The 25,187-nt window shown below is 72.8% G+C and carries 20 protein-coding genes; 4 read left to right on the top strand and 16 right to left on the bottom strand.

Annotated features, from left to right (window positions below; translation table 11 throughout):
* Positions 1–202: 202 nt before the first annotated feature.
* The 9 genes from ACK8GG_RS12720 to ACK8GG_RS12680 form a co-directional block, all read right to left on the bottom strand.
* The gene (locus tag ACK8GG_RS12720; protein WP_440356384.1) at positions 203–1,201 is read right to left on the bottom strand and encodes a DUF8832 domain-containing protein; all 999 of its coding nucleotides are present in this window, start codon (positions 1,199–1,201) and stop codon (positions 203–205) included.
* Positions 1,202–1,295: 94 nt separating this feature from the next.
* Positions 1,296–3,431: a RecQ family ATP-dependent DNA helicase gene (locus ACK8GG_RS12715; RefSeq protein WP_440349510.1), complete on the bottom strand. Its 2,136-nt coding sequence runs from the start codon at positions 3,429–3,431 to the stop codon at positions 1,296–1,298.
* 152 nt (positions 3,432–3,583) lie between these two features.
* Positions 3,584–5,239: a serine/threonine-protein kinase gene (locus ACK8GG_RS12710; RefSeq protein WP_440356383.1), complete on the bottom strand. Its 1,656-nt coding sequence runs from the start codon at positions 5,237–5,239 to the stop codon at positions 3,584–3,586.
* A 74-nt stretch (positions 5,240–5,313) separates the two neighbouring features.
* Positions 5,314–6,867 (bottom strand): fused MFS/spermidine synthase, encoded by a 1,554-nt coding sequence (locus ACK8GG_RS12705; RefSeq protein WP_440349508.1) that lies wholly within the window; start codon positions 6,865–6,867, stop codon positions 5,314–5,316.
* 35 nt (positions 6,868–6,902) lie between these two features.
* Positions 6,903–7,871, bottom strand: a complete 969-nt coding sequence (locus ACK8GG_RS12700; RefSeq protein ID WP_440353327.1) for a coiled-coil domain-containing protein — start codon at positions 7,869–7,871, stop codon at positions 6,903–6,905.
* 197 nt (positions 7,872–8,068) lie between these two features.
* Positions 8,069–8,893 (bottom strand): inositol monophosphatase family protein, encoded by an 825-nt coding sequence (locus ACK8GG_RS12695; protein ID WP_440349507.1) that lies wholly within the window; start codon positions 8,891–8,893, stop codon positions 8,069–8,071.
* On the bottom strand, positions 8,886–9,338 hold the full coding sequence (locus tag ACK8GG_RS12690) for a response regulator (RefSeq protein WP_440349506.1): 453 nt from the start codon (positions 9,336–9,338) through the stop codon (positions 8,886–8,888). Before ACK8GG_RS12690 ends, ACK8GG_RS12695 begins: the two co-directional genes overlap by 8 nt.
* A complete protein-coding gene (locus tag ACK8GG_RS12685) occupies positions 9,335–11,188 on the bottom strand; it encodes a sensor histidine kinase (RefSeq protein WP_440356382.1) in 1,854 nt (617 codons plus the stop codon). Before ACK8GG_RS12685 ends, ACK8GG_RS12690 begins: the two co-directional genes overlap by 4 nt.
* The gene (locus tag ACK8GG_RS12680; protein WP_440349504.1) at positions 11,188–12,414 is read right to left on the bottom strand and encodes a PP2C family protein-serine/threonine phosphatase; all 1,227 of its coding nucleotides are present in this window, start codon (positions 12,412–12,414) and stop codon (positions 11,188–11,190) included. Before ACK8GG_RS12680 ends, ACK8GG_RS12685 begins: the two co-directional genes overlap by 1 nt.
* Before the next feature lie 276 nt (positions 12,415–12,690).
* On the opposite strand from ACK8GG_RS12680, the gene ACK8GG_RS12675 reads away from it, so the two are divergent.
* Positions 12,691–15,069 carry a M28 family peptidase gene (locus ACK8GG_RS12675; RefSeq protein ID WP_440356381.1) on the top strand — a complete coding sequence of 793 codons (2,379 nt, stop codon included), beginning with the start codon at positions 12,691–12,693 and terminating at the stop codon, positions 15,067–15,069.
* A gap of 52 nt (positions 15,070–15,121) precedes the next feature.
* On the top strand, positions 15,122–16,621 hold the full coding sequence (locus tag ACK8GG_RS12670; protein WP_440356380.1) for a peptidase M16 family protein: 1,500 nt from the start codon (positions 15,122–15,124) through the stop codon (positions 16,619–16,621).
* A 236-nt stretch (positions 16,622–16,857) separates the two neighbouring features.
* On the opposite strand, the gene ACK8GG_RS12665 is transcribed toward ACK8GG_RS12670, so the two are convergent.
* The 4 genes from ACK8GG_RS12665 to ACK8GG_RS12650 form a co-directional block, all read right to left on the bottom strand.
* Entirely contained in the window at positions 16,858–17,052 is a 195-nt protein-coding gene (locus tag ACK8GG_RS12665; RefSeq protein WP_440356379.1) for a hypothetical protein, read from the bottom strand.
* A gap of 131 nt (positions 17,053–17,183) precedes the next feature.
* A complete protein-coding gene (locus ACK8GG_RS12660; RefSeq protein WP_440349500.1) occupies positions 17,184–17,438 on the bottom strand; it encodes a Smr/MutS family protein in 255 nt (84 codons plus the stop codon).
* Positions 17,439–17,702: 264 nt separating this feature from the next.
* Positions 17,703–18,071 carry a tetratricopeptide repeat protein gene (locus ACK8GG_RS12655; protein WP_440349499.1) on the bottom strand — a complete coding sequence of 123 codons (369 nt, stop codon included), beginning with the start codon at positions 18,069–18,071 and terminating at the stop codon, positions 17,703–17,705.
* Between the two features lie 169 nt (positions 18,072–18,240).
* A complete protein-coding gene (locus ACK8GG_RS12650; RefSeq protein ID WP_440349498.1) occupies positions 18,241–18,990 on the bottom strand; it encodes an ROK family protein in 750 nt (249 codons plus the stop codon).
* 146 nt (positions 18,991–19,136) lie between these two features.
* On the opposite strand from ACK8GG_RS12650, the gene ACK8GG_RS12645 reads away from it, so the two are divergent.
* A complete protein-coding gene (locus ACK8GG_RS12645) occupies positions 19,137–19,859 on the top strand; it encodes a methyltransferase domain-containing protein (protein ID WP_440349497.1) in 723 nt (240 codons plus the stop codon).
* A 69-nt stretch (positions 19,860–19,928) separates the two neighbouring features.
* Here the strand turns inward: ACK8GG_RS12645 and ACK8GG_RS12640 are convergent, their stop codons facing one another.
* Entirely contained in the window at positions 19,929–21,545 is a 1,617-nt protein-coding gene (locus ACK8GG_RS12640; protein ID WP_440356378.1) for an amino acid permease, read from the bottom strand.
* 259 nt (positions 21,546–21,804) lie between these two features.
* On the opposite strand from ACK8GG_RS12640, the gene ACK8GG_RS12635 reads away from it, so the two are divergent.
* Positions 21,805–22,050 carry a hypothetical protein gene (locus tag ACK8GG_RS12635; RefSeq protein ID WP_440349495.1) on the top strand — a complete coding sequence of 82 codons (246 nt, stop codon included), beginning with the start codon at positions 21,805–21,807 and terminating at the stop codon, positions 22,048–22,050.
* Here ACK8GG_RS12635 and ACK8GG_RS12630 read toward each other — a convergent pair.
* The gene (locus ACK8GG_RS12630; protein ID WP_440356377.1) at positions 21,936–24,803 is read right to left on the bottom strand and encodes an ATP-binding protein; all 2,868 of its coding nucleotides are present in this window, start codon (positions 24,801–24,803) and stop codon (positions 21,936–21,938) included. The genes ACK8GG_RS12635 and ACK8GG_RS12630 overlap by 115 nt on opposite strands.
* A gap of 153 nt (positions 24,804–24,956) precedes the next feature.
* Complete coding sequence (locus tag ACK8GG_RS12625; protein ID WP_440349493.1) at positions 24,957–25,166, bottom strand: FmdB family zinc ribbon protein; 210 nt, start codon at positions 25,164–25,166, stop codon at positions 24,957–24,959.
* Positions 25,167–25,187: the final 21 nt, after the last annotated feature.

Below are 25,187 nucleotides of genomic sequence, written 5' to 3'. Positions count from 1 at the left end.
GGTCAGCATGGCACCGCACTCGCCGGGCTCCGGCCGCCCGCCGCTGACGTGCCCCGACCGCATGACGGCCGGGTCGTAACCCGGCGGATCCGACCGGAGGTCACAGCCGGTGGCCGCGCCCGTACTGGCTCCACCGTAGTAAACCCTGTCGATGCGCCGAGTCCGACGAACGGTCAAACGCGCTGCCGTCGTGTCGGCGCGACTACGTCACGTCGACGGTGAACTCCGCCGTCCGGACCAGTCCGTCGACCTGAAAATCGAGGAAGAAGCGGTAACGTCCGGCGCTCGGCACGGAGAGCCAGAACTTGATCTCACCGTTGGCCTGGTTCTCGTCCGGGTGTACGTGCAGGTAGCCGAGGTCGCCCTCGCGGATACCGACCAGGTGGCCGTACGCCCCGAGGTAGGGCTCGACGGTGACCGGCTCACCGCCGCGGGAGATCTGGAACTGCAGCGGAGCGGTGATGCCGGCCTGCGGCACGCCGGCGTAGCCGACGGTGAAGCCGTCGACGGCCACCTCCCGCGCCGCCGCCGGCAGTGCCTGCGGCGCGTACTCCCCCGCGACCGCCAGATCCACCCCCAGGGTCAGCGCCGTCTGCGCGCCGTCGGTGCCCACCACGCTGAAGTCCGCGTACGCCCGCCAGCTGCCCGCCGCCGGCAGGGTGAGCGGGACGCTCCAGGTGCCGTCGGCGGCCATTTCCGGATGCAGGTGCTGGAAACCGGCGAGGTCACGGCGGACCACGATCAGGTGCAGCGGCTTCTCGTGCACCACCGCGAAGTCCGTCGCCGGGCGTCCCCACCGGTCGAGGATGCGGAAGCGGAAGTCCTGCGGCTGCCCGGCGGTGAACGTCGCCGAGACCGGTGCCAGCGACCAGCCGGCGGCGGAGAGGGAGAGTCCGGCGGCGGAGTCGTCACCGGCGCCGTGCTCATGGGCGGCGGACCCGGCCGCGTCGGCGACGCCGACCGGGGTGCCGCCGGTCGCGCCACCGGCGGCCGTCCCGGTGTCGAGAGTGCGACCGATCGCGAAACCGGCAAGCAGCGCGATGATCAGGCCGCCGACGACCAGCGCGAGCCGGGTACTGCCCGGGGCGGCCGGTTGCACCGGACCGCCGGGGACGGCCGCCGCCGGACGCTCCAGGCCGGCCGGAACGGCCGCCGGCGAGTGGTCCAGGACCGCGTCCGGGGTGCGATCGTCTTCGCTCACCCGGCCAGCGTATCGGCGGCCGTGGGCCGCGCTGCTCAGTAGCGGCCCGGGGTGATCCCCGTCAACCCGTGGAACCTCGGACAAAGGGTACGGATCAACCGGCCATCGCCAGCGCCAGCGGCAGCACAGCGGGCGCGCCGTGCCGGCGCAGTTCACGGGCGACCAGCGTCATCGTCCAGCCCGAGTCGATCAGGTCGTCGACCAGCAGGACCGGGCCGGTCAGCTCCGGCAGGGCCGCCGCCAGTGCGGCGGGGACGGCGAAGGCGTCGTGCCGGGCGCGTACCCGTTGGGCGCTGTTGCCGCGCGGACCGTCCTGGGCCCCGCCGCTGAGCTCGACCACGCCGAGCAGCGGCAGCCGGCCGACCGACGCGATCCGTTCCGCCAGCGAACCGACCAGCGTCGGCCGGCGGCGTGAGCCGATCGCCACCACCGCCTCGGGTCGCTGCGGCCACCGGTCGTCGCCGTGCGCCCATGCCTTGAGCACCTCGATAACGGCGGCGGCGACATCGTCGGGGATCGGGGCGTCGGGCGCGTCGGGGCCGACCAGGCCGCGCAGCCGCGCACCCCAGCCCAGGTCGGAGAGGCGTCCCACCACCCGTCCCGGCCAGGCCTGTTCCTCGGCCGGGATGCGCCCCTTCAACGGCACACCGACCGCCGCGAGGCCGGTCGGCCAGAGCTTCTTCGGCGGCACGTCGACGCCGGGACGGCCGAGGAACGCCTGCGCGGCGGCGAGCACCGACGCGGGCACCTCCGGCGAGAACTGCGGGCCGGCGCAGCGGTCGCAGCGGCCGCAGGCGGTGGCGTCGGGGTCGTCGAGGCAGCGGCGCAGATACTCCAGCCGGCAGCCGGTGGTGCGGGCGTACTCGCGCATCGCCTCCTGCTCGGCGACGCGGGCGGCGGCGACCCGCTCCAGCCGGGCGGTGTCGTAGCGCCACGGCTGCCCGGTGGCGAGCCAGCCGCCCCGGACACGGCGTACCGCCCCGTCGACGTCGAGGACCTTGAGCATCATCTCCAGCCGGGCCCGGCGCAGGTCGACGATGGGCTCGAGAGCCTGGGTGGAGAGCGGCCGTTCGGTGCTCAGCGCCGCCAGCACGGCCCGGACCTGTTCCTCGGGCGGGAAAGCCAGCGAGGCGAAATAGCGCCAGATCGCGGCGTCCTCGACGCCCGGCAGCAGCACCACCTCGGCGTGCGCGACGGCGCGGCCGGCCCGGCCGACCTGCTGGTAGTAGGCGATGGGCGAGGGCGGGGCACCCAGATGCACCACGAATCCCAGGTCCGGCTTGTCGAATCCCATGCCCAGGGCGGAGGTCGCCACCAACGCCTTGATCTTGTTGTCGAGCAGGTCCTGTTCGGCGGCGCGCCGGTCGGCGTCCTCCGCCTGCCCGGTGTAGACGGCCACCGGATAGCCGCGCGAGCGGAGGAACTCGGCGGTCTCGGCCGCCGCCGCCACGGTCAGCGTGTAGACGATGCCGCTGCCGGGCAGCTCCTCCAGGTGGGCGGCGAGCCAGCCGAGCCGGTGCGCCGCGCCCGGCAGGTCGATCACGGCCAGCCGCAGCGACTCGCGGTCCAGCGTGCCCCGCAGCACCAGGGCGGCACTGCCGTCGTCGGTGCTGAGCTGCTCGGCGACGTCGTGGGTGACCCGTTCGTTCGCCGTGGCCGTGGTGGCGAGCACCGGCGTGCCGGCGGGCAGGCCGGCCAGGAAGGTCCGCAGCCGACGGTAGTCGGGGCGAAAATCGTGACCCCAGTCGGAGACGCAGTGGGCCTCGTCGACAACGAGCAGGCCGGTGGTGGCGGCGAGCCGGGGCAGCACGTTGTCACGGAAATCTGGGTTGTTGAGCCGTTCGGGGCTGATCAGCAGGACGTCGACCGTCCCGGCGGCGATCTCCGCGGCGATCTCGTCCCACTCGTCGAGGTTCGCGCTGTTGATCGTGCGCGCCCGGATCCCGGCCCGCGCCGCCGCCTCGACCTGGTTGCGCATCAGCGCCAGCAGCGGCGAGACGATCACCGTCGGTCCGACGGCCGCGCCGTTGCCGCGCAGCAGGGCGGTGGCGATGAAGTAGACCGCCGACTTCCCCCAGCCGGTGCGCTGCACGCAGAGCACCCGGCGGTGCTCGACGACCAGCGCCTCGATCGCCCGCCACTGATCCTCACGCAGCCGCGCCTCGTCGCCGGCGAGCCGGCGCAGCACCGCCTCGGCTCGTTCCCGTACCGCCGTCCGCTCCTGGCTCACCCGGTCATTTCTACCAGCGGCTCAGGCCCGGCCGGCCGCCGCACGTGCGCCGCGCCGCAAACAGGCGGTCGCCTACGCAGACCCCAGGGGACCGACGCACCCCCCGTCGCCGCTGGGCGGGACCCGGACGACGTACGGCCGATCGCCCCTGCTCATCCCTTCCCGGGGCCGGTGGTGCGGGCGTTGGGGTTGGCGTTGGGGTTCGGGCCCTTCTTCGGCGCGGCGCCCGGGCCCTTCTTCGCATCTACGCCCGGGCCCTTCTTCGCTTCAGCGCCCTTGCCGGGGCCGGCCTTCGGGCCGCCCTTGGCCGCAGCCGGCCCACCGGCCCGCTCGTCCTTGACCGTGGTGGCAGCCGGGGTCTTCTCGATCGCCGTCGCGGAGAGCCGCACCTCGCAGTGCTGTTCGCCGAGGCGGAACTCGACCGGCAGCAGGCTGGCTCCGGCGTGCCGGCCGGCGAGGCTGATGGTGTCGGAGTCACCGGGGGCGAGCGGCTTCTCGCTGCTCGCGGGGCGGACCAGCACCCGCCGGCCCTGCTGCTCCCAGCGGGCCGCCTCACCGCCGGTCAGCCGCTGATCGCCGGGGAGCGCGAAGCTCAGCACGTAGTCGCGCAGCCCCTCGGCTCCGGCGTTGAACAGCGTCAGGTCCGCAGTGAAAGCCCCGGCCGGGTCGGTGCGCACGTCGTACCGCACCTGGCAGGCCTGCGCGGCAGGCGTTGCGGCTTCCGCGCTCTCGTCCTCACCGGCGGCCGGTGTCCGGCCGGTGAGCGTCCAGAGGCCCGCCGTCACCGTCACCAGGACCGCCGCCGCCGCCACCGCTCCCATCGGCATCCGGCGCCGGTGCCGCGGCGGCGGGGTGACCTGGTCGGTCTCGACCGACCAGGGCAGGATCGTCGTGCCGTCGCTGCCGGCAAGGACCGCGCCGGTCGTGGCGACCGGGCCGCCGGCCGCCGGGGAGACCGGCACCACCGACGTCACGCCGGCGATCCGGGCGAGGGTCTGGGCCACCTCGGCCGCGCTCGGCCGCTGATCGGGGGACTTCAGCAGGCAGCGGTGCACCAGGTCGGTCACCTCCGGCGGCACCTGGGCGTCGGCCTCCAGCGGCTCGGGTTCGGTGTAGAGGTGCGCCCGCAGCATCTGCGTCCTGGTCTCGGCCGGCCACGGCATCCGGCCGGCGAGCATCCGGTAGAGCAGCAGGCCGAGCGCGTAGACGTCCGTCGCCGGCGAGACGTCCCCGCCGTCGAGGCGCTCCGGCGAGACGTACGCGGGGGTGCCGAGCAGGGTGCCGTCCGGACCCCGGTCCCGCTCACCGGCGAGCGCCGAGATGCCGAAGTCGACGACCTTGACCCCGCCCGGGGTCAGCATCACGTTGCCCGGGGTGATGTCCCGGTGCACCACGCCGCGGGCGTGGGCCACGGCCAGGGCGGCGGCCACCTCGGCGGCGACCGTGCAGGCGGTACGCCACTGGAACGCGCCGTGGCGCTGCAGTTCGGCGGCGAGCGTGTCGCCGTCGACGAGCTCCATCACCACGTACGGCAGGGTGAGATCACCGTCGATCTGCTCGCCGTAGTCGTAGACGTTGGTGATGTGCCGGTGGCAGAGCCGAGCGGCGGCCTTGGCCTCGATGCGGATCCGGTGCCGGAACGCGCGGTCGTTGGCCAGCCGCGAGGCGAGCACCTTGACCGCGACCCGGCGCCCGAGCACCTCGTCGTAGCCGCTCCAGACAACGGACATGCCGCCGGCGCCGAGCTGCTCGACCAACCGGTACCGGTCGCCGAGCAGTCGGCTCTGCTGATGTCCCGCATCGCCCATGCGGCACATGGTGCCCGCGGCGGAAGGGGGTTACACCTGCTCGGACAGAATCGGACAGTGCCCGGCGCGGCCGGTCAGGAAGGGCTGAGCAGCTGGTCGACCGGGGCGTAATCGTCGGTGAGAACCAGGGTGTCACCGACGAAATCGGACAGCCCTGCGCCGGACAGCAGCTGCACCGGCTCTGCGAGTCCGGCGAGGCGGCGATCCAACTCGGTCAGCGGCAGGGGCGCGTCGGAGGCCACGATGAGGAAGTTGGAGGCCTGCTCGCCGGCCAGCGCCGCCGGTGGCGCGACGAGCGCGACGTGATCGAACTCGGCGGCCACGGTGGCGACCTGAGCCCTGATGAAGCGCAGCCCCGGATAGTCGATGACGTTCTGCACGTAGAGCCCGCCGGGGCGCAGCACCCGCCGGACCTCGGCGGCCATCTGGCGGGTGGCGAGGTGCCACGGGACCGCCAAGTGCCCGAACGCGTCCCCGACCACCAGGTCCCGTTCACCGTCGGGGAGACCGGCCAGCAGCACCCGGGCGTCGCCCACCGCCACCTGCAGCTGCGGCCCGTCGCGTACGTCCAGCTTGCGGCGGGCCAGCTCGACCAGTCCACCGTCGATCTCGTACACCAGGTTCTCACTGCCCGGGCGGGTCGCCGTCAGGTAGCGCGGCATGGTGAATCCGCCACCGCCGAGGTGCACCGCCGACAACGGCTGTCCCGGCGGCGCCATCTGGTCGGCCGCCACGCCGATCCACTGGGTGTAGCCGAAGCGCAGGTACGTCGGGTCGGCCAGGTCCACGAAGGAGTGGTGGGCGGAGTTGAGCAGCAGCAGCCGGCCCGATGGACGCTCGGAGTCGGCCTGGACCTTGGCGCAGTGGTAGGCGGTCTCCACGTCGCAGGGGGTCGGGGCGACCGCGCTGAGCATCGCCGCGCCGAGCCCCACCACCGCGAGCACGGTCTTGGTCCGGGCCGGGCCGGGCAGCGCGGTGCGATCGCGCAGATACAGGTAGCGGCCCAGCGCCAGTCCGGTCCCGCCGATCACCACCGCCAGCGCCACCATGATGACGGTGCTCGGCAGGGTCGCCACCAGCACGAAGCCGGTGCCGAGGGTGGCGGTGATCCCGCCGAGCGTGCCGATGCTGCTCAGCCGGCCCACCACCTGCCCGGTCCGCTTCAGGTCCCCCAGCTGCAGCTTCACCACCATCGGGGTGATCGACGACAGCAGCGCCGCCGGCACGAAGACGGCCAGTCCGGTCAGCAGCAGGGTGCCCGGCGCGGCGGCGCCGCGCAGCACCTCACCGGCGTAGCGCACCAGCGGCAGGGTCACCGCGGTGGCGATCGCGGCGAGGATCAGCGCGGGCGCGAGCATCCGGCGCGGGTTGCGGCGGTCGGCCAGCCAGCCCCCGGTCCAGGCGCCGTACGCGATTGCCGCCAGCGCCAGTCCGATGACCGAACTGGTCACCTGGAGGGTGATCCCGACGTACGGGCCGACGAGCCGCAACGAGACGGTCTCCAGCACCAGCACCGCGCCGCTGGAGAGGAAAACCAGGAACGCCGCGAGCCCGCCGGGCAACGGTTGCGGGGCCTCGACCGGTGCGGGCGCCGGGTCGGTACGGGTGTCCGAAGGTGGTGACGTCATCGCTGCGATGCTACGCAGCCGAGGCGGCGTCCCGGTCAATACATCGACACATGAACATGGTTTGTGTGGTCTCCGGCAGGGCTGCCGCCACCGCTGTAGGACTGCCAGCCGGTGCCCGGATGCCAGATCTGCCGGTACCAGATCACGTAGAGCACCCCGAGCCGGTCGGCGTTCTTGACGTAGAAGGAGGTCACCGCGTCGCCGTAGGCCTTGTCCCCGCCGCTGGCGTGCACCTCGGTGAAACCACCCACGGCGGCGGCGAAGTCGCAGGCCCGCCCCTTGGGATGCTCACCGAAGCCGCCGCCACGGTGACAGGAGACGTGCCGGTTGTAGCCGGCCGCCTGACCCTGCTGCATCGCGTGCAGCATCCGCGGCGTGATGCAGCCGGAGGTGGTCGGGTCGTCGACACTGCACGACTCGGCCGGCCATGACCCGTCGGAGTTGCGGGGCGCCGGCTTGGCCGCCGGCGAGTCGACGGCGACGAAACCCCCGCTGGCACCCTGGCTGACCTCGGCGAGCGCCGCCTCGGCGTCCTTCTTCTTCTGGGCCATCACCGCGGTCTGTTTGCGCTGCTCGCGGATCTCCTGGTCGACGGCGAGCTTGGCCCGCGACGCCTCCTCCCGGGCCCGGTGCAGGTCCCCGAGACGCCGGCTGTCGCGCTGGGCCAGCAGTTCGAGGGTGGCGCTGCGCTGCAGGAAGTCCTGCGGGGAGATGCTGTTGAGCAGCGCGCCGGCCGTGCTGAGCCGGCCCCGCTGGTACGACGCCGCGGCCAGCACCTGGACCTGCGCGGTCAGCGCCGTCACGTCCTTCTCGGCGCGCTGCAGCTCGGCCTGGAGCCGCCGCTGCTTTTTGATCGACTTTCTGAGCTTGGCCTGCGCGTCGATGTGGGCCTTCGCCGTGGCCTCCAGTGTGCTGCGCAGCTTCTCGGTGCCGCCCTCGTCGGGATCGGCGCCGGCGCGCGCCGCCCCGCCGGCGACCAGCAGCACCGACAGGAACAGGGTCATCGTCAGGCGCAGAGCCGCCGACCCCGGGAAAGTCCTGGACACGCCTACCCGCTTCCTTGGCCACGGCGCGGTGGTGCGACCGCCTCGGCCCGGGGGAGGCCGCGATGGCGCGCCCGCCCCGGCCTGGGGGAGGCCGTGGCCGCGCGCGTCCGGCGCTTGCCGTCTGCCGTATCAGGCGGACGTGGTCGGACGCGCGGTCACGATACCGGACTCCCGCCCGCCAGCAGAGCCCCGTGAACCTCGGCCCAGATCTGTTCGTTCGCGGCGACCAGCAACCCGTGGTCGGCGTCTCCCGGGTGGTAGTCGGTGCCGTCGAAGCGCCGGGCGACGCCACCGGCCTCGCGGATCAGGAGCGCGCCGGGCGCGTGGTCCCAGGGCAGGGTGCGCCAGAAGAGCACGAAGTGCTGCGCCCCGGTGAGCAGGTCGAGATACTCCCGCCCGGCGCAGTGCTGCCCGGTGAGGACCGTACCGAGGCGTTTGCCGTTGGCCTCGACCTGTTCGCGCAGCGCCGGCGGCAGGAAGCGGGTCATCGCCGCCCCACGCAGCACCTCGGGCGGGAGCGCCTCCGGCGTCATCCGCAGCGGCCGGTCCGCCAGGTACGTCGCCTCGCCGGCCCGCGCCGCCGCGAGCTCCCCGGCGAGCGGGTCGTAGATCCAGCTCGCCGCCGGCCGGCCATCCTGCAGCAGCGCCACCATCAACGCGAAGGGGCGGCGCCCGGCGGCGAAGTTGCCGGTGCCGTCGACCGGGTCGACGATCCAGACGTCCCCGTCGGCGCTCACGTCGGCCAGCAACCCGGGCTGGGCGGCGACGGCTTCCTCACCGACCACCCGGGAGCCGGGCAGCAGCTCGCGCAGTCCGGCCGTGATGGCCGCCTCGGCCCGCTGATCGGCGACGGTGACGATCTCCCCCGGCGCCTTCTCGGAGATCTCGTGGGCGCCGAGCCGGCAGAACAGGGGTACGACGATCTCGTCGGCGGTGCGTCGCAGCAGCTCGCCGACCTCGTGCAGCAGCGGATCAACCACGTGGCGGCAGCTTCACCACGCTGACGAAGAACTCGTCGATCTGCCGGACCACGGAGATGAAGCGTTCGAAGTCGACGGGCTTGGTGACGTACGCGTTGGCGTGCAGCTGGTAGCTGCGCAGGATGTCCTCGTCGGCCTGGGACGTGGTCAGCACCACCACCGGGATCCGGCAGAGCTCCTCGTCCTTCTTGATCTCGGCGAGCACCTCGCGGCCGTCGCGGCGCGGCAGGTTCAGGTCGAGCAGGATGAGGTCGGGGCTGACCACGCCCGCGTACGGCCCTTCCTTGCGCAGGTAGCTCAGCGCCTGCTCGCCGTCGGAGACGACGGTGAGCCGGTTGCGCAGCTTGTGCTCCTCGAACGCTTCCTGGGTCATCAGCACGTCGCCCGGATCGTCCTCGACCAGGAGGACCTCGATGGGGCTCTTGCCGTCCGCCGGTGCGGTCATGCGCTCGTCTCCTTCACGCCAGCGGTGCTGTCGTCGGCGTCGGCCCGCGACGCCCCATCGGATCCGGTGGCCGGCGCGTCGGTCGCACCGGTCTGCTGCTCTGCCGTGCCGGCACCGTCGGCCGCAGCCACTGTGGTGCCGTTGCGCTGCTCCGGCGCCGCCGGCTCCGCGCCATCAGCCGGCTCCGTGTCGGCCGGCTCCGCGCCACCAGCCGGGTCCGTGTCGGCCTGCTCCGTGTCGACCCGCTCCGTGTCGGTCGGTTCCGGGTCGCCGGCCGGGGCCGGGTCGGCCGTCGGCTGCGCCTCGTCCAGGTCGGCGCTCGCCGGCAGGGTGAAGCAGATGGCGGTGCCCTCGTCGACGTCGGTGTCGACCCAGACCCGCCCGCCATGGTATTCGACGATCTTCTTGACGATCGCCAGTCCGATTCCAGTGCCCGGATAGGCGTCCTTGGAGTGCAGCCGCTGGAAGATCACAAAGATCTTGTCGGCGAACTCCGGCTCGATGCCGATGCCGTTGTCGCGGCAGGTGATCTCCCACTCGTCGCCGGCGCGCCGTGCCGAGATGTGCACCCGGGGCGTGACGTCGGGACGGCGGAACTTCATCGAGTTGCTGACCAGGTTGACGAGCAGGTTCGTCAGCAGCGGCTCTTCGCCGCGGATGGTCGGCATCGGATCCCAGGTCAGCTCGCCGTCGGCGTACTTGCGCGACGCCTCGGTCTGCCCGGCGACGTCACCCATGACCTTGTTCAGGTCGACCTCGGTGAAGCCGGTGGTGAGGCGCCCGATCCGGGAGAAGGCGAGCAGGTCGTTGATGAGGCGCTGCATCCGCTGCGCGCCGTCGACGGCAAAGGCGATGTACTGGTCGGCCCGCTCGTCGAGCTGACCGGCGTAGCGCCGCTGCAGCAGCTGGCAGAAGCTGGCGACCTTGCGCAGGGGCTCCTGCAGGTCGTGCGAGGCGACGTAGGCGAACTGCTCCAGGTCCCGGTTGGAGCGCACCAGCTCCTCGGCCTGCTTCTGCAGCTGGCTGTTGACCCACTCGATGCGGGTCCGGGCCTCCCGGACCTCCGCCAGATCCTTGGCGATCTTCTGGCGCATCTGGTCGACGTCGCCGGCGAGCTGGGCCAGCTCCGGCGGGCCGGCGGGCTCGATGTGGCGGTCGTAGTCCCCTTCGGCGATCTCCCGCACCTGGCCGGCGAGCACCGTGATCGGGCCGATGAAGAGCCGGTTCAGGGTGCTCATCAACGCCACGACCGCGACCACCATCACCACCGCGGCGATCACCAGCAGCAGCACCAGCATGTTGCTGGTGCGCTCGGCGTCGTCGGCGACCCGGTTGCGCAGCACGAGCACGGAGTCCTGCAGCTGGGTGACCTCGGCGCGGATCTCGTCGAAGAGGGCGCCGCCGTGCGTGGCCAGCACCGCCTGCCCGGCGTCGGCGCCCTGGTCTCGGGTGGCCGCGATCGAGGGCTCGGCGATCTCGGCGCGCCAGCGGGCGGCGAGCTCCTGCACCTTGACCAGGTGCGCCTGGATCTCCGGCTGATCGGCCAGCAGCGCGTTCATCTTGCGGGCCAGGTCGGCCTCGGCCCGCTGCCCCCCGGTGTACGGCGCCAGGTCGGCTTCCCGGCCGGTCACCGCGTAACCGCGTACGCCGGTCTGCTGGTCGACCAGCGCGCCGAGCATTGCCTGGCCGTCGGCGCGCAGCGGACCGGTCTTGTTGAGCAGGATGTCGATCTGGGTGCGGTTCTGGGCGGCCACTGCCGCACCGCCCGCGGCGATCAGCACCAGCACCGAGGCGACGATGACGCAGATCGTGACGACCCGCTGCCGCAGGCTCCAGCTACTGGGCTTCATCACCGTCCACCGCCCCGGCTCACCAGGAGCATCGCGACGTCGTCGGCGAGCGGGCCGCCGTTGAACTCCTCGGCCCGGCCGACCAGCCAGCCCGGCAGATCGGGCAGACCGATCCGGCGGCTCGCCGGATCGGCGAGCAGGGCGCTGAGGCCCGGCACGTCGAGACGGTCGTCGCCGGTCCCGGTGCGCCCTTCGATGATTCCGTCGGTGTACATCAACAGCGACCAATCGTCGGTGGTGAACTCGATGTCGTAGGCGATCTGGGGACGCGGCCGGATGCCGAGCAGCAGCCCGGGCGGAGCGGCGACCGCGGTCGCCCGGCCGCCGGTGAGCAACAGCGGCGGTGGATGCCCGGCCAGCCGTACTGTCGCGCGGTTGTTCGCCAGGTCCAGCCGTACGGCGGCGACGCTGGCGAAGATCTCGCGCGCCCGCCGTTCGCTCATCAGCACCTGCTCCAGCGCCGGCAGCACCTGGTCGTCCGGAACCCGGGCCAGCACCAGCGCCCGCCACGCCACGCGCAGTTCGACACCGAGCGCGGCCTCGTCGACACCGTGCCCGCAGACGTCGCCGACGATCAGATCGATGCAGTCGGGGCGGGTCTGCACCACGTCGTAGAAGTCCCCGCCGATCAGGGCGGCGTGCCGGCCCGGGCGGTAGAAGGTGTTGACGGCGACCTCGTCGGTCTCCATCAGCGGCTGCGGCAGCAGGCCGCGCTCCAGGCGAGCCGACTCGGCCTGGCGCAGCTCGATCTCCCGCAGCCGGCGGGCGTTCTCGTCGGCCCGTTTGCGCTCCACGGCGTAGCGCAGCGCACGGGTCAGCAGGATGCCGTCGACCTGCCCCTTGACGAGGTAGTCCTGGGCGCCCTTGGCGACCGCGCCGATGCCGAGGTGCTCGTCGGAGCGACCGGTCAGCACGCAGACGGCGGCGGTGTTGCTCGGCATCTCCAGCACCTGCCGCAGCCCGTCGAGCCCCTGCGCGTCGGGGAGTCCCAGGTCCAGCAGCACGCAGTCGACGCCGGCGATCCGCTGCCGCGCCTCGTTCAGGCTGGTGGCGACGACAAGGTCCACCGCGGCGTCGGCCTCGGCGAGCAGTTCGGCGACGAGAAAGGCGTCGCCCTCGTCGTCCTCGACCAGCAGGACGCGCAGCCGCTCCCGCTGGGGCAGGTTGGGATTGGGCCCCAGCCCGCCGTGCGGGTACGCCAGAGGCGCGACGGAAGACCCGGTCATGCCGGCTCACCGCCCGTTCCGCTCAGCGTCTCGGTGCTGATCTCAGGCTCCTTCTTCCCATGTCCCGGTAGATCCTTGTTCACCGACCCGGGCATGCACAACGCGGGGGCCGCACAAACAGCCCGGAGCACACCGCGGCCCGGGCCGGTCACCCGTCCACGCTAGGCGATCGGCGCGGACATCGACGACCCCCGGGTCTTGTGCATCAGCGGCACCAGCCGGGCAGGATGTGACGCACCACACGATCGACACCCCCGTCCCCCGCAAGGAGAGAACGTGCCCGCACCCCTCGCGCGGCCCGCCGAACGCGTCCTGATCCGGCCCCGTCACCGGTTCGCTGCCGCGTGCGCGGCCCTCGTCTTCCTGATCGCCCTGGGCGCGGCGACCCTGCTCACGTTACGACCACCGACACCGCTGACAGCGCAAGCGCCACCCGGGGAGTTCAGCGCCGCCCGGGCGTACGCGCACGCCGAGGTGGTGGCGGCCCGCACACATCCGGCGGGCAGCGCCGCGAACGATGAGGTCCGCTCCCATCTGGAGCGGGAGCTGCGCGCACTGGGACTGGAGGTGCAGACGCAGGAGACCGTCGGCGCCGAGGCGGGCCACCTGAGCGGGGCGGCGGCGGGCGCGACCCTGGCCCAGGTCCGCAACGTGGTGGCGCGGCTGCCCGGCACCGATCCCACCGGCCGGGTCTTCCTGGTGGCGCACTACGACTCGGTGCAGGTCGGCCCCGGTGGCAACGACGACGCGGCGGGCACCGCGGCGCTGCTGGAGGTGGCCCGGGCGCTGACCGCCGGCCCGGCGCCCCGCAACGACATCGTCTTCGTCCTCACCGACGCCGAGGAGGCGTGCCTCTGCGGTGCGCAGGCCTTCGCGGCGGAGCATCCGCTGGCCGCCGAGGGCGGGGTGGTGCTGAACCTGGAGGCCCGCGGCTCCACCGGCCCGGTGATCATGTTCCAGACCTCGGAGCGCAACGCGGCGCTGGTGGACGTCTTCGGCAAAGCCGCGGCGCACCCGCTCGGCACCTCGTTCGCGGTGGAGATCTACCGGTTGCTCCCCAACGACACCGACTTCACCGCGTTCCTCGACAACGGCTTCGCCGGGCTGAACTCCGCCTACATCGACGGCGCGGCGATCTACCACACACCCCTGGACACCGCCGAGTCGCTGGACCGCGGCAGCCTCCAGCACCACGGGGCGAACGCGCTGGGGCTGGCGCGGGAGTTCGGGCGTACCGACCTGACCCGGCTCGACGCCGGCGGGGACGCGACGTACTTCCCGGTGCTGGGGTCGCTGGTCAGCTATCCGGGGGCGGCGACCTGGCCGCTGGCGGCGCTCGCCCTGCTCACGGTGGCCGCGCTCGGCTGGCTGGCCCGCCGGCAGGGGCGGACCGCCTGGTCGCGCCTCGCGGCCGGGTTCGGGCTGACCCTGGTGCCGCTGGTCGCCGCCCCGGTCGCCGCCCAGCTGCTCTGGGCGGCGATCGTCGCGATCCGGCCCGGGTACGCCACGCTGCTCGACCCGTACCGGCCGGTCTGGTACCGGTTGGCGGTGGTGGCGCTCGCCGCCACGATCCTGCTGATCTGGTACGCCCTGCTGCGCCGCCGCGTCGGCCCGGCCGCGCTGGCGATCGGCGGACTGGGCTGGCTGGCGATCATCGGTCTGGTCCTGGCGGCCGTCACCCCCGGCGGGGCGTACCTGGCGGTGCTCCCGGCGCTGGCCGGCGCGCTCGCCGGGCTGGTGGCGCTGCGGCTCAAGCCGGACGGGTTCGGCGGGGTGCTCGCGGTCACGGCGGCAACGGCGGTGACGCTGCTGCTGCTCGTGCCGACGATCGTGCTGCTCTTCCCCGCGCTGGGGATGAAGCAGGGCGGGGTGGCGGCGCTCTTCGCCGTCCTGCTCGGCCTGGCTGCGCTGCCGGTGCTCGATCTGCTCTTCCCGGCCCCGGGTGGCGCACGGGGGCTGGTGGCGCTGCGGGACCGGCGGCTCGGCGCGGTCCCCGCGCTGGTCGCCGGGCTCGCCACGGTGGCTTTCCTCACCACCGGGCTGGCCGTCGACCGCTTCGACGCCGACCACCCGGTGCCGACCCACCTGCTGTACGCGCTCGACACCGACGACGGCAGCGCGCACTGGCTGAGCCGGGAGACCGACCCGCAGCCCTGGACGGCCCGGCACGTCGACGGCTCGGCCTGGCCGCAGGACCGCTTCCCCGGACTCGGCGGGCTGACCCTGCAGGGCGGACCGGCCCAGGCCGCCGGCCTGCCCGCACCGAAGCTGACCACCCTCGCCGACACCACCGCCGGCGACGTCCGCACCCTGCGGGTGCGCCTGGAACCACAACGCACCGTACGGCTGACGACCCTGCACGTATCGACCGGCAACGCAGCCGTGCTGCGGGCGACGGTTGCCGGGCGTCCGGTCGAGGGCACAACTGAACCCGTCGAGGGCTGGGGGTTCGGGGTGGTCTTCCACGCACCGCCGGCCGAGGGCGTGGAGATCGAACTGGTGCTGCGGGCCGACGGCCCGGTGACGTTGCGGGCGATGGACGCCAGCGACGGGCTGACCGGGCTACCCGGGTTCCAGCCCCGGCCGGCGGGGGTCGGGGTGGTCGGGTCGCACAGTTCGGAGATGGTCGCGGTGGCGCGGACGTACCGGCTCTGAGCGGAGGTCGCATCGGCAGCGGCGGATTGACCCGCCCGCTTAGGATCCGCGGATGCGACGACATGAGATCGACGGGGCCACCGTCTCGGAAGGAGAGTCTCCCGGCCCGCTGGCCGGGAGACTTTCTTTCGGCTGCGACCCCCGAGACGAGGACCTCGACACGATCGGCCTGACCCACGTGGTGCAGCAGCTGGTGGTGCGGGCACAGCCATCCGCCGCGAACGACAACGACCAAATTACCGGCATGGGCGATACGGGTTTCAGCGGCGTGGCCGGGTCTCCGGCGCAGGTCGTGGAGCAGGTAGCCGCCATCTGCACGGTCCTCGACAACCTTCCGCCCGCGGACCTCGCCGACGCGCTGGCCGACGTCGCCTCCCGTGACCGGCACCTCTGGGTTACCGGCCGCGGCCCGCTCAACCCCTTCGGATCACTGCTCGCCCGCCGCTACGGTGCGCGCGGCGCCGGCCTGCTCCGCTGGCCAGAGGTGGATCCTCGGCTCTTCACCGCCGAAGACATCCGGCGGCACGTGCGGACGTTCTTCACCACCGGCAACGCGGTCCTCTCCCTGAGCGGCGCGGCGCCACCGGACCTGCGCCTCCCCTTGCCCCCCGGACCACAGGTCACCCGTTTCACGCCGTCCGCCCGCCATCAGGCCGGCCCCATCTGGTACGCCGACGAGGTCGGCGGGGTCCAGCTGGCGTTCCTGGGCGGACCCGACCCGGCCACGGAGCTGCTCCTGCGGATCCTGACGTCGCGCGTCAACGAGGCCCTGGGCCGCGCCGGGTACGCCCACACGGCCCAGTCCGAGGTCCTGGAGCACGACGCGGACGTGCACGAGCACGGGCTGGGCTTTCCCACGTCATCGAGGGACACAACGGGTTCGGACACGGCGGGCGCGGCGGAAGTACTCTGGGCCGAGTTCCAACGCCTGGTTGTGGAGGGCCCGGCCCAGGCCGAAATCGACGAGCCGGTCGCGCTCTGGGCCGAGTTCTATCGCCTCGTTGCCGAGGGCTCGACCCAGGAGGCATTCGACGAGGCAATCGTCGCCGCCGGCATCCCGCCCTTCAGCATCCTGGGCTCCCCCGATGAGTGGGAACTGTTGGGCACGCCCGGATTCATCCCGTCGCCGGATCCGATGGACCGCCTGCTCCGGTTCACCGCAGCGCAGGCCCGGGACGTGATGGCCGGATGGTTCTCCTCCGCGATGATGGTCGTCCCGCACGGGACACGACCTGCACTGCCCGGCGCGGTCGAGCAGACATGTCCCCGCAGCAGCGGGCGCCCCTCCGGTCAGGTTTACCGGCCCCCGATGCTCAAACGGCTCCGCTCCAAAGGAGCCCTGATCATCAGCTCCGACAGCGCCGCCATTGTGGACGGCGACGGGAACGTGCACACGGTGCCGCTGGCCGACGCGCTCCTGATCGAACAGGGCGGAAGGCACCTGCTCGCACACACCGGCCACGGCTGCGTCACCGACATCTCCGACTACAGCGCAGGCGTCGCCAGGCTCCGCTCGGTATTGCCTCCCAGACGCGTCCGGCAGGGGCGCTGACACCCCGCGTCTGCCGGCCCTGGGCCTGCGGGCCCGTACGAGTCCGCTGCTCCTGATCGCAGCCGCCGTGGCCCCGGCCGCGGTGGGTGTTCTGCACGACGGCGGGTGCCACCTCACGGGGACGGCACCCGCCGCAGCTGCGCTCGCGTTGCCGGCCGGGCTAGGAGCGGGCCGCTTCGACGATCGCCGCGAGGCGCGGGCTGCACAAGAGACACTTTATGGTGGCGGTGGTCCGCCTACCGGTTCTGAGCCGCCAGCGATTCCCGGCGGCCCCGCCTCGACCGCGCCGCCAGGAAATCGATGAGCACCACCGGCGTCATTGCCGCGACGCCGATTGCGGCACCCGTCCAAAAAGGAGGATCGAGGACAAAACCCAGCACAAGAAGGCCGGCCAGAACCACGAGGTACACGATCCGCGCCACAAGGGTCATAAGCCAAAACTAACAGCCGAATGCCCGCACCGAGGGCCTCCGTGCCCTGATCAAGAGAGTCCCGCCGCCCGCCCGCCACACGTCCCGCGACCCGGTACGGGATCACGACGTTGGCGACCGGATGACGGACGCTACTTCCAGCGGAAGTGGATGAAGAGGCGGCCGAAGTTCTTGGAGTCCTTCTCCACCCGGTGGTAGATCTGCTTGATCTCCTTCTGGTCCAGGAACCGCAGCACCCGCTTCTTGAGCTGGCCGGAGCCCTTGCCGGGGATGATCTCCACGAGGGTGGCCTTCTTCGCCACCGCCTCGTCGATGATGCCGCGCAGCGCCCGGTCGATGTCCTGCCCACGGTTGTAGATGTCGTGCAGGTCCAGCTTCAGCTTCATCGCGCACCCCCGGCTCCCGTGACCGGCCAATCGTAGGCCGGGCCGGACCGCGCCTCCCGGCGACCGTACGCGGAAGAACCGTGCGCAGGCAGACCGGACGGGAAGACCGGACGGGCAGACCGGACGCGGGCAGACCGGACGCAGGCAGACCGGACGCAGGCAGACCGCACGTGGGTCGGCTGCGGTCGGGTCCGCGAAGAGCGATAGCCGGCGCCCCCGGTCGGGGACGCCGGCTATCAAGGTGCTCGGCGGGCTACTGCCCGCTCAGCGCCGGCCGCCCACGCGAGTCTGCACCCGGTCGAGCGCGACCCGGTAGTCGTCGTTGTCGGCGTACATGGCCGCGGCGATGCGCAGGTGGCGCAGGGCGTCGGCGGGACGGTTCTGCCGCTCCAGGGTGCGCCCCAGCACGTGGTGGGCGTAGTGGTCGGCCGGGTTCTGGTCGACCAGCGTCCGCAGCTGCTCCTCGGCGCGGGTGAGCTGCGCGGACTGGAAGTAGGCCCGGGCCAGCAGCTGCCGCACCGAGGTGTTGCCCGGCTCGGCGGCCACGATCGGCTCCAGCAGCCGGGCGGCGCTGCTGGCGTCGCCGGCCTCGAAGTACATCTCCGCCCGCCGGTACTCCGCGAGAAGATCCATCGAGCCCACCTCCCTCACTTGTCGGAACACTCCGACGCTCGCACAAACAACGCAGCACGCGCGAGTGTTCCTCGACCGACCGGACAGCTTTCGAACCCGCGACGCGACCACCGCCGGCGCCTCGTCCACGCCACCGCCAACGCAGCGCCAGCGCCATGATCGGCTGCTGTCAGTCCACCAGTGACCAGGCTCGTACCCCGCCGACGATCCCGGCGGTGTTCGGCACCACCACCACGTCGTCGCCCATCTTCGCGACCTGCTCGGCGCGGATCAGCCGCGAATTGCCGCCGCCGAGATAGAGCCGGTCCCAGCAGAAGACCGGCCGCAGGGTGTCGACCACCGTACGGACCCGGCGGGACCAGAACGCGTCGCCGAGCCGCCGCCGCTCGGTCTCCCCGATGTAGGTGTCGTAGCTGGTCCCCCAGCGCACCGGGGCCTGGGAGAGCTCCAGGTGCGGGGCGAGCCGCCCACCGTCGAAGAGCGCGCAGCCCAGCCCGGTGCCGAGGGTCAGCACCAGCTCCAGTCCGGTGCCGGCGACCACTCCGGCGCCGTGCACCTCGGCGTCGTTGAGCACCAGCACGGGCACCCCGAAGGCGTCCGAGAGCGCCCCGCGTACGTCGAATCCGCTCCACTCCGTGACCAGGTCCGCATCGACGCGGCTGCGCGGCCCGGCACGGGTCACGTAGTGCGGGGTGGCGACCACGACGCCGTGCCGCAGCATGCCGGGCATCCCCACCGTGGCCCGGTCGGCCGGGGGCAGCTGCCCGCCGAGCGCCAGCAGCGTCTTGACGAAGAGCGCAGGCGGCAGCGGGTACGGCGTCGGCACCCGGATCGGCCGGGCCCGCATCGTCCCGGCGCCGTCGAGCACCGACGCTTTGATCCCGCCACCACCGCAGTCGATGGCCAGAGTCGTCACCACCGCATCAGTCTCCCCGCTTGGTGCCGCCGCCAATCGGCGGATCCCCGTACCCGGTGTGGTTTCCGGACCGGATTCGGGCGCCTGGTGCGCGGACGGGCAGGTGTAACGGCGCAGGCCCGGGGTATGGGCGCGCGGGAGGTGACCTGATGGTCGCATTGGCACTGGCGGCGCCCTCGGCTCAGCGGCTGCGGGCGATCGACGATTTCCTGCAGGGCGCCTGGGACGACCGCGCCCGGCACGACCCGCGGCTGCGCGACCTCGACGTGCAGGTCCGCTTCGACCGGGGCGTCGCCCACCTGACCGGTACGGTCGCCACGCCGCAGGAGCTGCGCTTCGTACGCGAACGGGTCGGGCAGCTGGCGGGCGTGCTCGGCGTCTGGTGCCGGATCGCCGTCGAGGGACGCGAGCCGGTGGTTGTCGACCTTGGCTGCGGTCCGCAGAAGCAGTACCCGGGCAACCTCGGGCTGGACCTGCGCGCCGCGCCAGGTGTCGACGCGGTGGCGGACCTCTCCGGTTCGCTGCCGCTGGCCGACAACTCGGTGGACGTTCTCTTCGCGGTGCACATCCTGGAACATCTGACGGACTTCCTGCCCCTGGTCGACGAGGCGCACCGGGTGCTGCGCCCCGGCGGTGTGCTGCACGTGATGAGCCCATGGTGGGGGCACGTCAACGCGGTCGCCGACCCGACACACGTACGCCTGCTCGACGTGCAGACCTTCAAGGGCATCTGCGGCCGCGCCCCCGGTACCCCGCGCTGGCACCCGCTGCACGCCGGCTGTGACGGCGCCTCGATCTTCGCCGACCTGACCCCGCTGACCGCCACCGATCCCGACCCCGACCCTACCCACCTGGCCCGCTTCTTCGACTGACCACAGCGGCAAATCATGATCGTTAGTTGATTTCCGGTGCTCCCACCCTGTCGGAGCACCGGAAATCAACTAACGATCTTCGTCTTCGGCCCCAGGTGCGGCGGGCGCGGTGGCCCGGGAGGAGCCGGCGGGACCGGCGGGACCGGAGGAGCCCGGAGCGGAATCAGTGCGGGGTGCAGGTGCGGGGATGGGCGAGCCGGCACCCGGACCGGCGGCGGAAGCGGCGTTGCGGGCGAGAGTCAGGCGACTGTGGCGGTGGCCGTAGGCGAAGTAGATCAGCATTCCGATCAGCAGCCAGGCCAGGAAGCGCAGCCAGGTCTCGCCGGAGAGGTTGAGCATCAGGTAGACGCAGGCCAGCGCGGAGGCGATCGGCAGCACCGGGGAGAGCGGCACCCGGAAGGGGCGGTTGAGGTCCGGGCGGGTACGCCGCAGCCACGGCACCGCCAGCGACACGATCACGAAGGCGAAGAGCGCGCCGATGCTGACCAGGTCGGCCAGCGCCGACAGCGGCAGGAAGCCGGCGAGCAGCGCGACAGCGACGGACATGATCATGGTGACCCGGTACGGCGTTCCCCAGCGCGGGTGCACCGCGCCCAGCCGCGGCGGGAGGAGTCCGTCGCGGGCGATGGCGAAGCCGATCCGGCCCATCGCGACCAGTTCCACCAGCATCACGCTGGTCAGTCCGGCCACGGCGGCGACGGCGACCAGGACCGCCGCCCAGTCGGCGCCGACGCTGGCGAAGGCGGCGGCGATCGGGGCGCCCCGGTCGATCTCCCGGTAGTCGACCATGCCGACCAGCACCAGCGAGACGCCGACGTAGAGCAGGGCGGAGATGACGAGGGTGCCGAGCAGGCCGAGCGGCAGGTCCCGGCCGGGTCGCTTGGTCTCCTCCCCCAGGTTCGCCACCGCCTCGAAGCCGGTGTACGCGAAGAAGACCACCGCCGCGGCGGCGAGGACGCCGGCGATGCCGAAGACCGACGGCTCCAGCCCGAAGAGCAGCTGCGTCAGTGGCTGGGCGAGACCGGATTCACCGGGGGGCGGGTCCTGTCCGGCCGGGATGAACGGGGTGAGGTTCGCGGCGGAGACGAAGAACGCGCCGGCGACGATCACGAAGACGCAGATCACCACCTTGACCACGACCAGGACGTTGGTGATCCGGGCGGACTGGCGGATGCCCATGGTGGCGACCGCGCCGAGCAGCAGGACGATGGCGATGGCGCCGACGTTGACGATGCTCCCCTCCTCACCGAACCAGGCGGTGGGGAGCCCGAAGAGCTGCGCCAGATAGCCGGACCAGCCGCGGGAGACGACAGCGGCGCCGAGCGCGAACTCCAGCAGCAGGTCCCAGCCGATGATCCAGGCGGCGAGCTCGCCCATGGTCGCGTACGCGTAGGTGTAGGCGCTGCCGGCGGTCGGCACGCTGGCGGCGAGTTCGGCGTAGCAGAAGGCGGCGAGCAGGGCGACGGCGCCGGCGATCGCGAACGAGATCACCACGGCCGGGCCGGCGTTGTCGCGGGCCTGCAGTCCGGTGAGGGTGAAGATCCCGGTACCGATGACCAGGCCGATTCCGAAGCCGGTCAGGTCCTTGGCGCCGAGCCGGCGGCGCAACTGGTGACCGTCGGCCCCGCCTTCGCCGGAGGACTGGGCGATCACATCGGCGACCGGCTTTGTCTGCAGCAGCGACATCTCCACCTCCTGGCGCGGCTTGCGCGGGCCCTGCTGCCCGGTGCTGCTACCCCGGCGGGTCGTGGCCCAATCCGGCTCTCACCAGGGCGCGTTCCCGTCGCCGCGCGCCACCGACCTCGGACTTCTCACCAGTTGGGATGTTATCCCCGGGTTGCGGATAGCGGAAAAACCCATACCTCACCGGGTCACACCGATCGACTCTTCTGGGATTGTGGTATCGATAACATTGATCAATTCCTGGACTGCCGCGGAGGTGCCGGTGAGCGCTGAACCCACGATTCCGGACATCCCCGCCGGCCACGTGCTCACCCTGGACAAGGAGGACTGGCGCTGCGGCGAACGGCGCCTGACTCTGCGGGTCGAGCAGCTGCGCCCCGATCTGTCGCGCTACTACGACAACGAGTGGCTCTGGGTCGTCGGCGAGGCGCTCGGCCCCGACGGGGCGCCGCGCGGCAGGATGGGCGCGCTGGTGCGGGTCGCCGCGCTCCACGCCGCCACCGCCTGAGCCTCGGTGATCTCGGCCACCTCCCGCGATCGCCCCGCCAGGTCGGGGTGCTCCATCGCCACGGCGAGCGCCACCGCCTCCTCGATCCGCAACTCACTGCCGATCCGGTACGCCTCGTCGAACGCCGCCTCGCCGAGCTGCTCGCGCAGTGCGCTCTGCCACTGCCGCCAGTAGTCGCCGAAGATCCCCGGCTCGGCCCGCAGCGCCGAGGCGGTGGAGTGCGCGGCGCCGAAGAGCCGGGCCGCGACCAGCGGCGCCCCGCCCGCGGCGCAGCGCACCGCCAGCGCCTTGAGCGTGTCGCAGGCCTGACTGTGGAAGCCGTGGTTCATCCGCGAGCGCAGCGCCACCACCAGGTGGTCGTGCGCGGCGACGAGGTCGTCGCGGCCGAGCGCCACCATGCCGAGCAGCATGTCCAGCAACCGCTGACCGCGGCCGGCCGGGTGCCCCGCCTCCAGCGCACGCGCCCCGCCGAGCAGCACCGCGGCCTCGTCGAGCGCGCCCCGGCGCCAGAGCAGGGCGGCCAGGTTGCAGACGGCGAAGAACGCGTCCGCGGCCACCCCCTGCTCCCCCGCCCAGTCGATGACCTCGCGGCAGACCTCCTCCGCCTCGTCGTGCCGCCCCATGTCGATCAGCGGCGCGGCCCGGCCCGCGACCACCTCGGCGAGCAGCCCGGCGTCGCCGGCGAGCCGGGCGGCCGCCTCGGCCCGCTGGGAGAAGCGCAGCTCCTCGGCGTACTCGCCGTCAGCGCCGGCCAGCAGCGAATGCAGGTGGTACGCCGCGGCGAGCTCGGCCTGCGGGATGCGCTCACCGGTCTCGGCGACGCGGCCGTAGAGGCGGAACAGCCAGAGCCGCCCCTCCCGCGCCAGGCCCCGCTCCCGCCACCAGTGCTCCAGCCCGCCCGCCAGCCGCAGCCCGGCTCGGGCGGAGCCGCCGACCGCCGTCCAGTGCAGTGCGGCGCGTACCTCGTCGGCGAGCGGGTCCAGGGCGTAGAGCGAGAGTGTGACGGGCAGTCCGTCCGGCCCTCGGCAGGCCCGGCGCAGCGCCTGCTCCGACCAGGCCACGTGCCGGTCCCGGGCGGCCTGCTCCTCCCCCTCGTCGGCGAGCAGCCGCCCCGCGTACGCCCGGATCGGGTCCAGCATCCGGAAGGTGTTCCCGGACCGGCCCGGTTCCACGATCAACATTGACTTGTCGACCAGCACCGAGAGCGGCTGCACGGGGTCGGCCCGCAGCAGCCACTCGACGGTGCCCAGCTGCACCGGTCCGGCGAAGACCGTCAGCAGGCGCAGCAGCCGGGCGGCGGCCGGGCTCAACGTCCGGTACGACCAGGTGACCGTGGCCTGCATGGTGGCGTGGCGGTGGCCGACTCCGCGCTGCTCGCCGCGGGTTGCCCGCTGGGCGGCGATCTGCCGGGCCGAGAGCTGGACGGTCTCCAGCTGGCTGGCGGCGTAGCTGGTGTCGGCGGTCTCGTCGCCCACGTCGAGCGCGCCGAGGAGGTCATCGAGGCGTTCGGCGAGCTGACCGGCGGAGAGCACCCGCAGCCGCGCGGCCGCGAGCTCGATGGCCAGCGGCAGCCCGTCCAGCCGGGACACCACCCGGAGCAGGTCGGCGGCCTCGTCGGCAGCGGGGCGCCGGCCGCCGCGCGCCGCCGCGGTGCGGTCCAGCAGCAGCGCGATGGCGTCGCTCTCGGCCCCCTCGGGTCCCGGTTCGACCGAGAGCGGGGGGATCCGCCAGATCAGCTCGCCGGGGATGCCGAGCGCCTCCCGGCTGGTTGCCAGCACCCGCACTCCGCCGGCGCCGGCGAGCAGCCCGGCGATCAGTTCGGCGCAGGCGGCCGGCTGCGCTTCGCAGGTGTCGACAACGATCAGCATCCGCCGGGCTGCCACGTACTCCACCAGGGTCTGCGCCACCGGCCGGCCCGGCTCGGGACGTATCCCCAGTACCCCGGCGACGGCGAACGCGACCAGACCGGGGTCGGTCACGCCGGCGATGTCGACGAACCAGACGCCGTCCGGATAGGAGTCGACGACACTTCCGGCGACCCGCACCGCCAGCCGGGTCTTGCCCGCCCCGCCGGCGCCGAGCACCGTCACCAGCCGGTACGCCCCGAGCAGCCGGCCGAGTTCGACCTGTTCGGCCTCGCGGCCGATGAAGGAGCTGACCTCGGTCGGCAGATTGTGCGCGGAGGCGTCCTCGGTACGCGGCCGGGGGAAGTCCCGCTCCAGCCCCTCGGCGGCGACCTGGAAGAGCCGTTCACGTTCGTCGAAGCCGCGCAGCCGGTGCAGGCCGAGGTCGAGCAGATGCACGCCGTCCGGGAGCGGGCCGGCGTGCCGGGCGGTGTCGGCGGAGCAGAGCACCTGCCCGCCGTGCGCGGCCGCGGCGATCCGGGCGGCCCGGTGCACCTCGGGGCTGACGTACTCCCCGCCGGACGGCTCGGCCCAACCGGTGTGCAGACCCATCCGTACCCGTGGTGGGGTCTGCGGGTCCGGCCAGTCGTAGGCGGCGAGGGAGCGCTGGGCGGCCAGGCAGGCGGCGAGCGCGGCGCGGGCGTCGGCGAAGGCCAGGAAGAACGAGTCGCCCTCGGTCAGCAACTCCGCCCCGTCGGCCTCGGCGAGCGCGGCGCGCAGCAGCCGCCGGTGTGCCCCCAGCAGCACCCGGTAGTCGGCCCCAAGGCGCCGGCTCAACCGGGTGGAACCCTCGATGTCGGTGAACACAAAGGTCACCAACCCGCTGGGAAGGGCGATCCGTGACGTCATCGGTGGACCTCCCCCCACGTCGGGGTCAATACTCCATCAGCACCGGCCCGTCACGCATCGTGAAAACGGGTGGCGAAAAACAGCACCAAGGTACCAATGAAGGTGGCAATTCCGGCGGTACGCCCAGCCGGGCCGGGAAGTGGCCGAACCGCCTCAGCAGCCGCAGGCGCCACCGCAGCAGCCACCGGCGGGCGCGGCAGGCCCAGTGGCGCCGGCGCGGCCGGTCAGCGCGACGGTGGAGAGGAGTTTGAGGGTCTCGGCGTGTCCCTGTGGACAGTTGGCCGGCTCGCTCGCCCGGGCCATCGGCCGGTCGATCTCGAAGACGTCGTCGCAGGTGTGGCAGCGGAACTTGTACCGGGGCATGGGCACAGGGTAAGACCCTCT

The sequence above is a fragment of the Melissospora conviva genome (genome assembly GCF_049523535.1).
Lineage (GTDB): Bacteria > Actinomycetota > Actinomycetes > Mycobacteriales > Micromonosporaceae > Melissospora > Melissospora conviva.
This window is presented reverse-complemented; position numbering and strand designations above follow the sequence as displayed.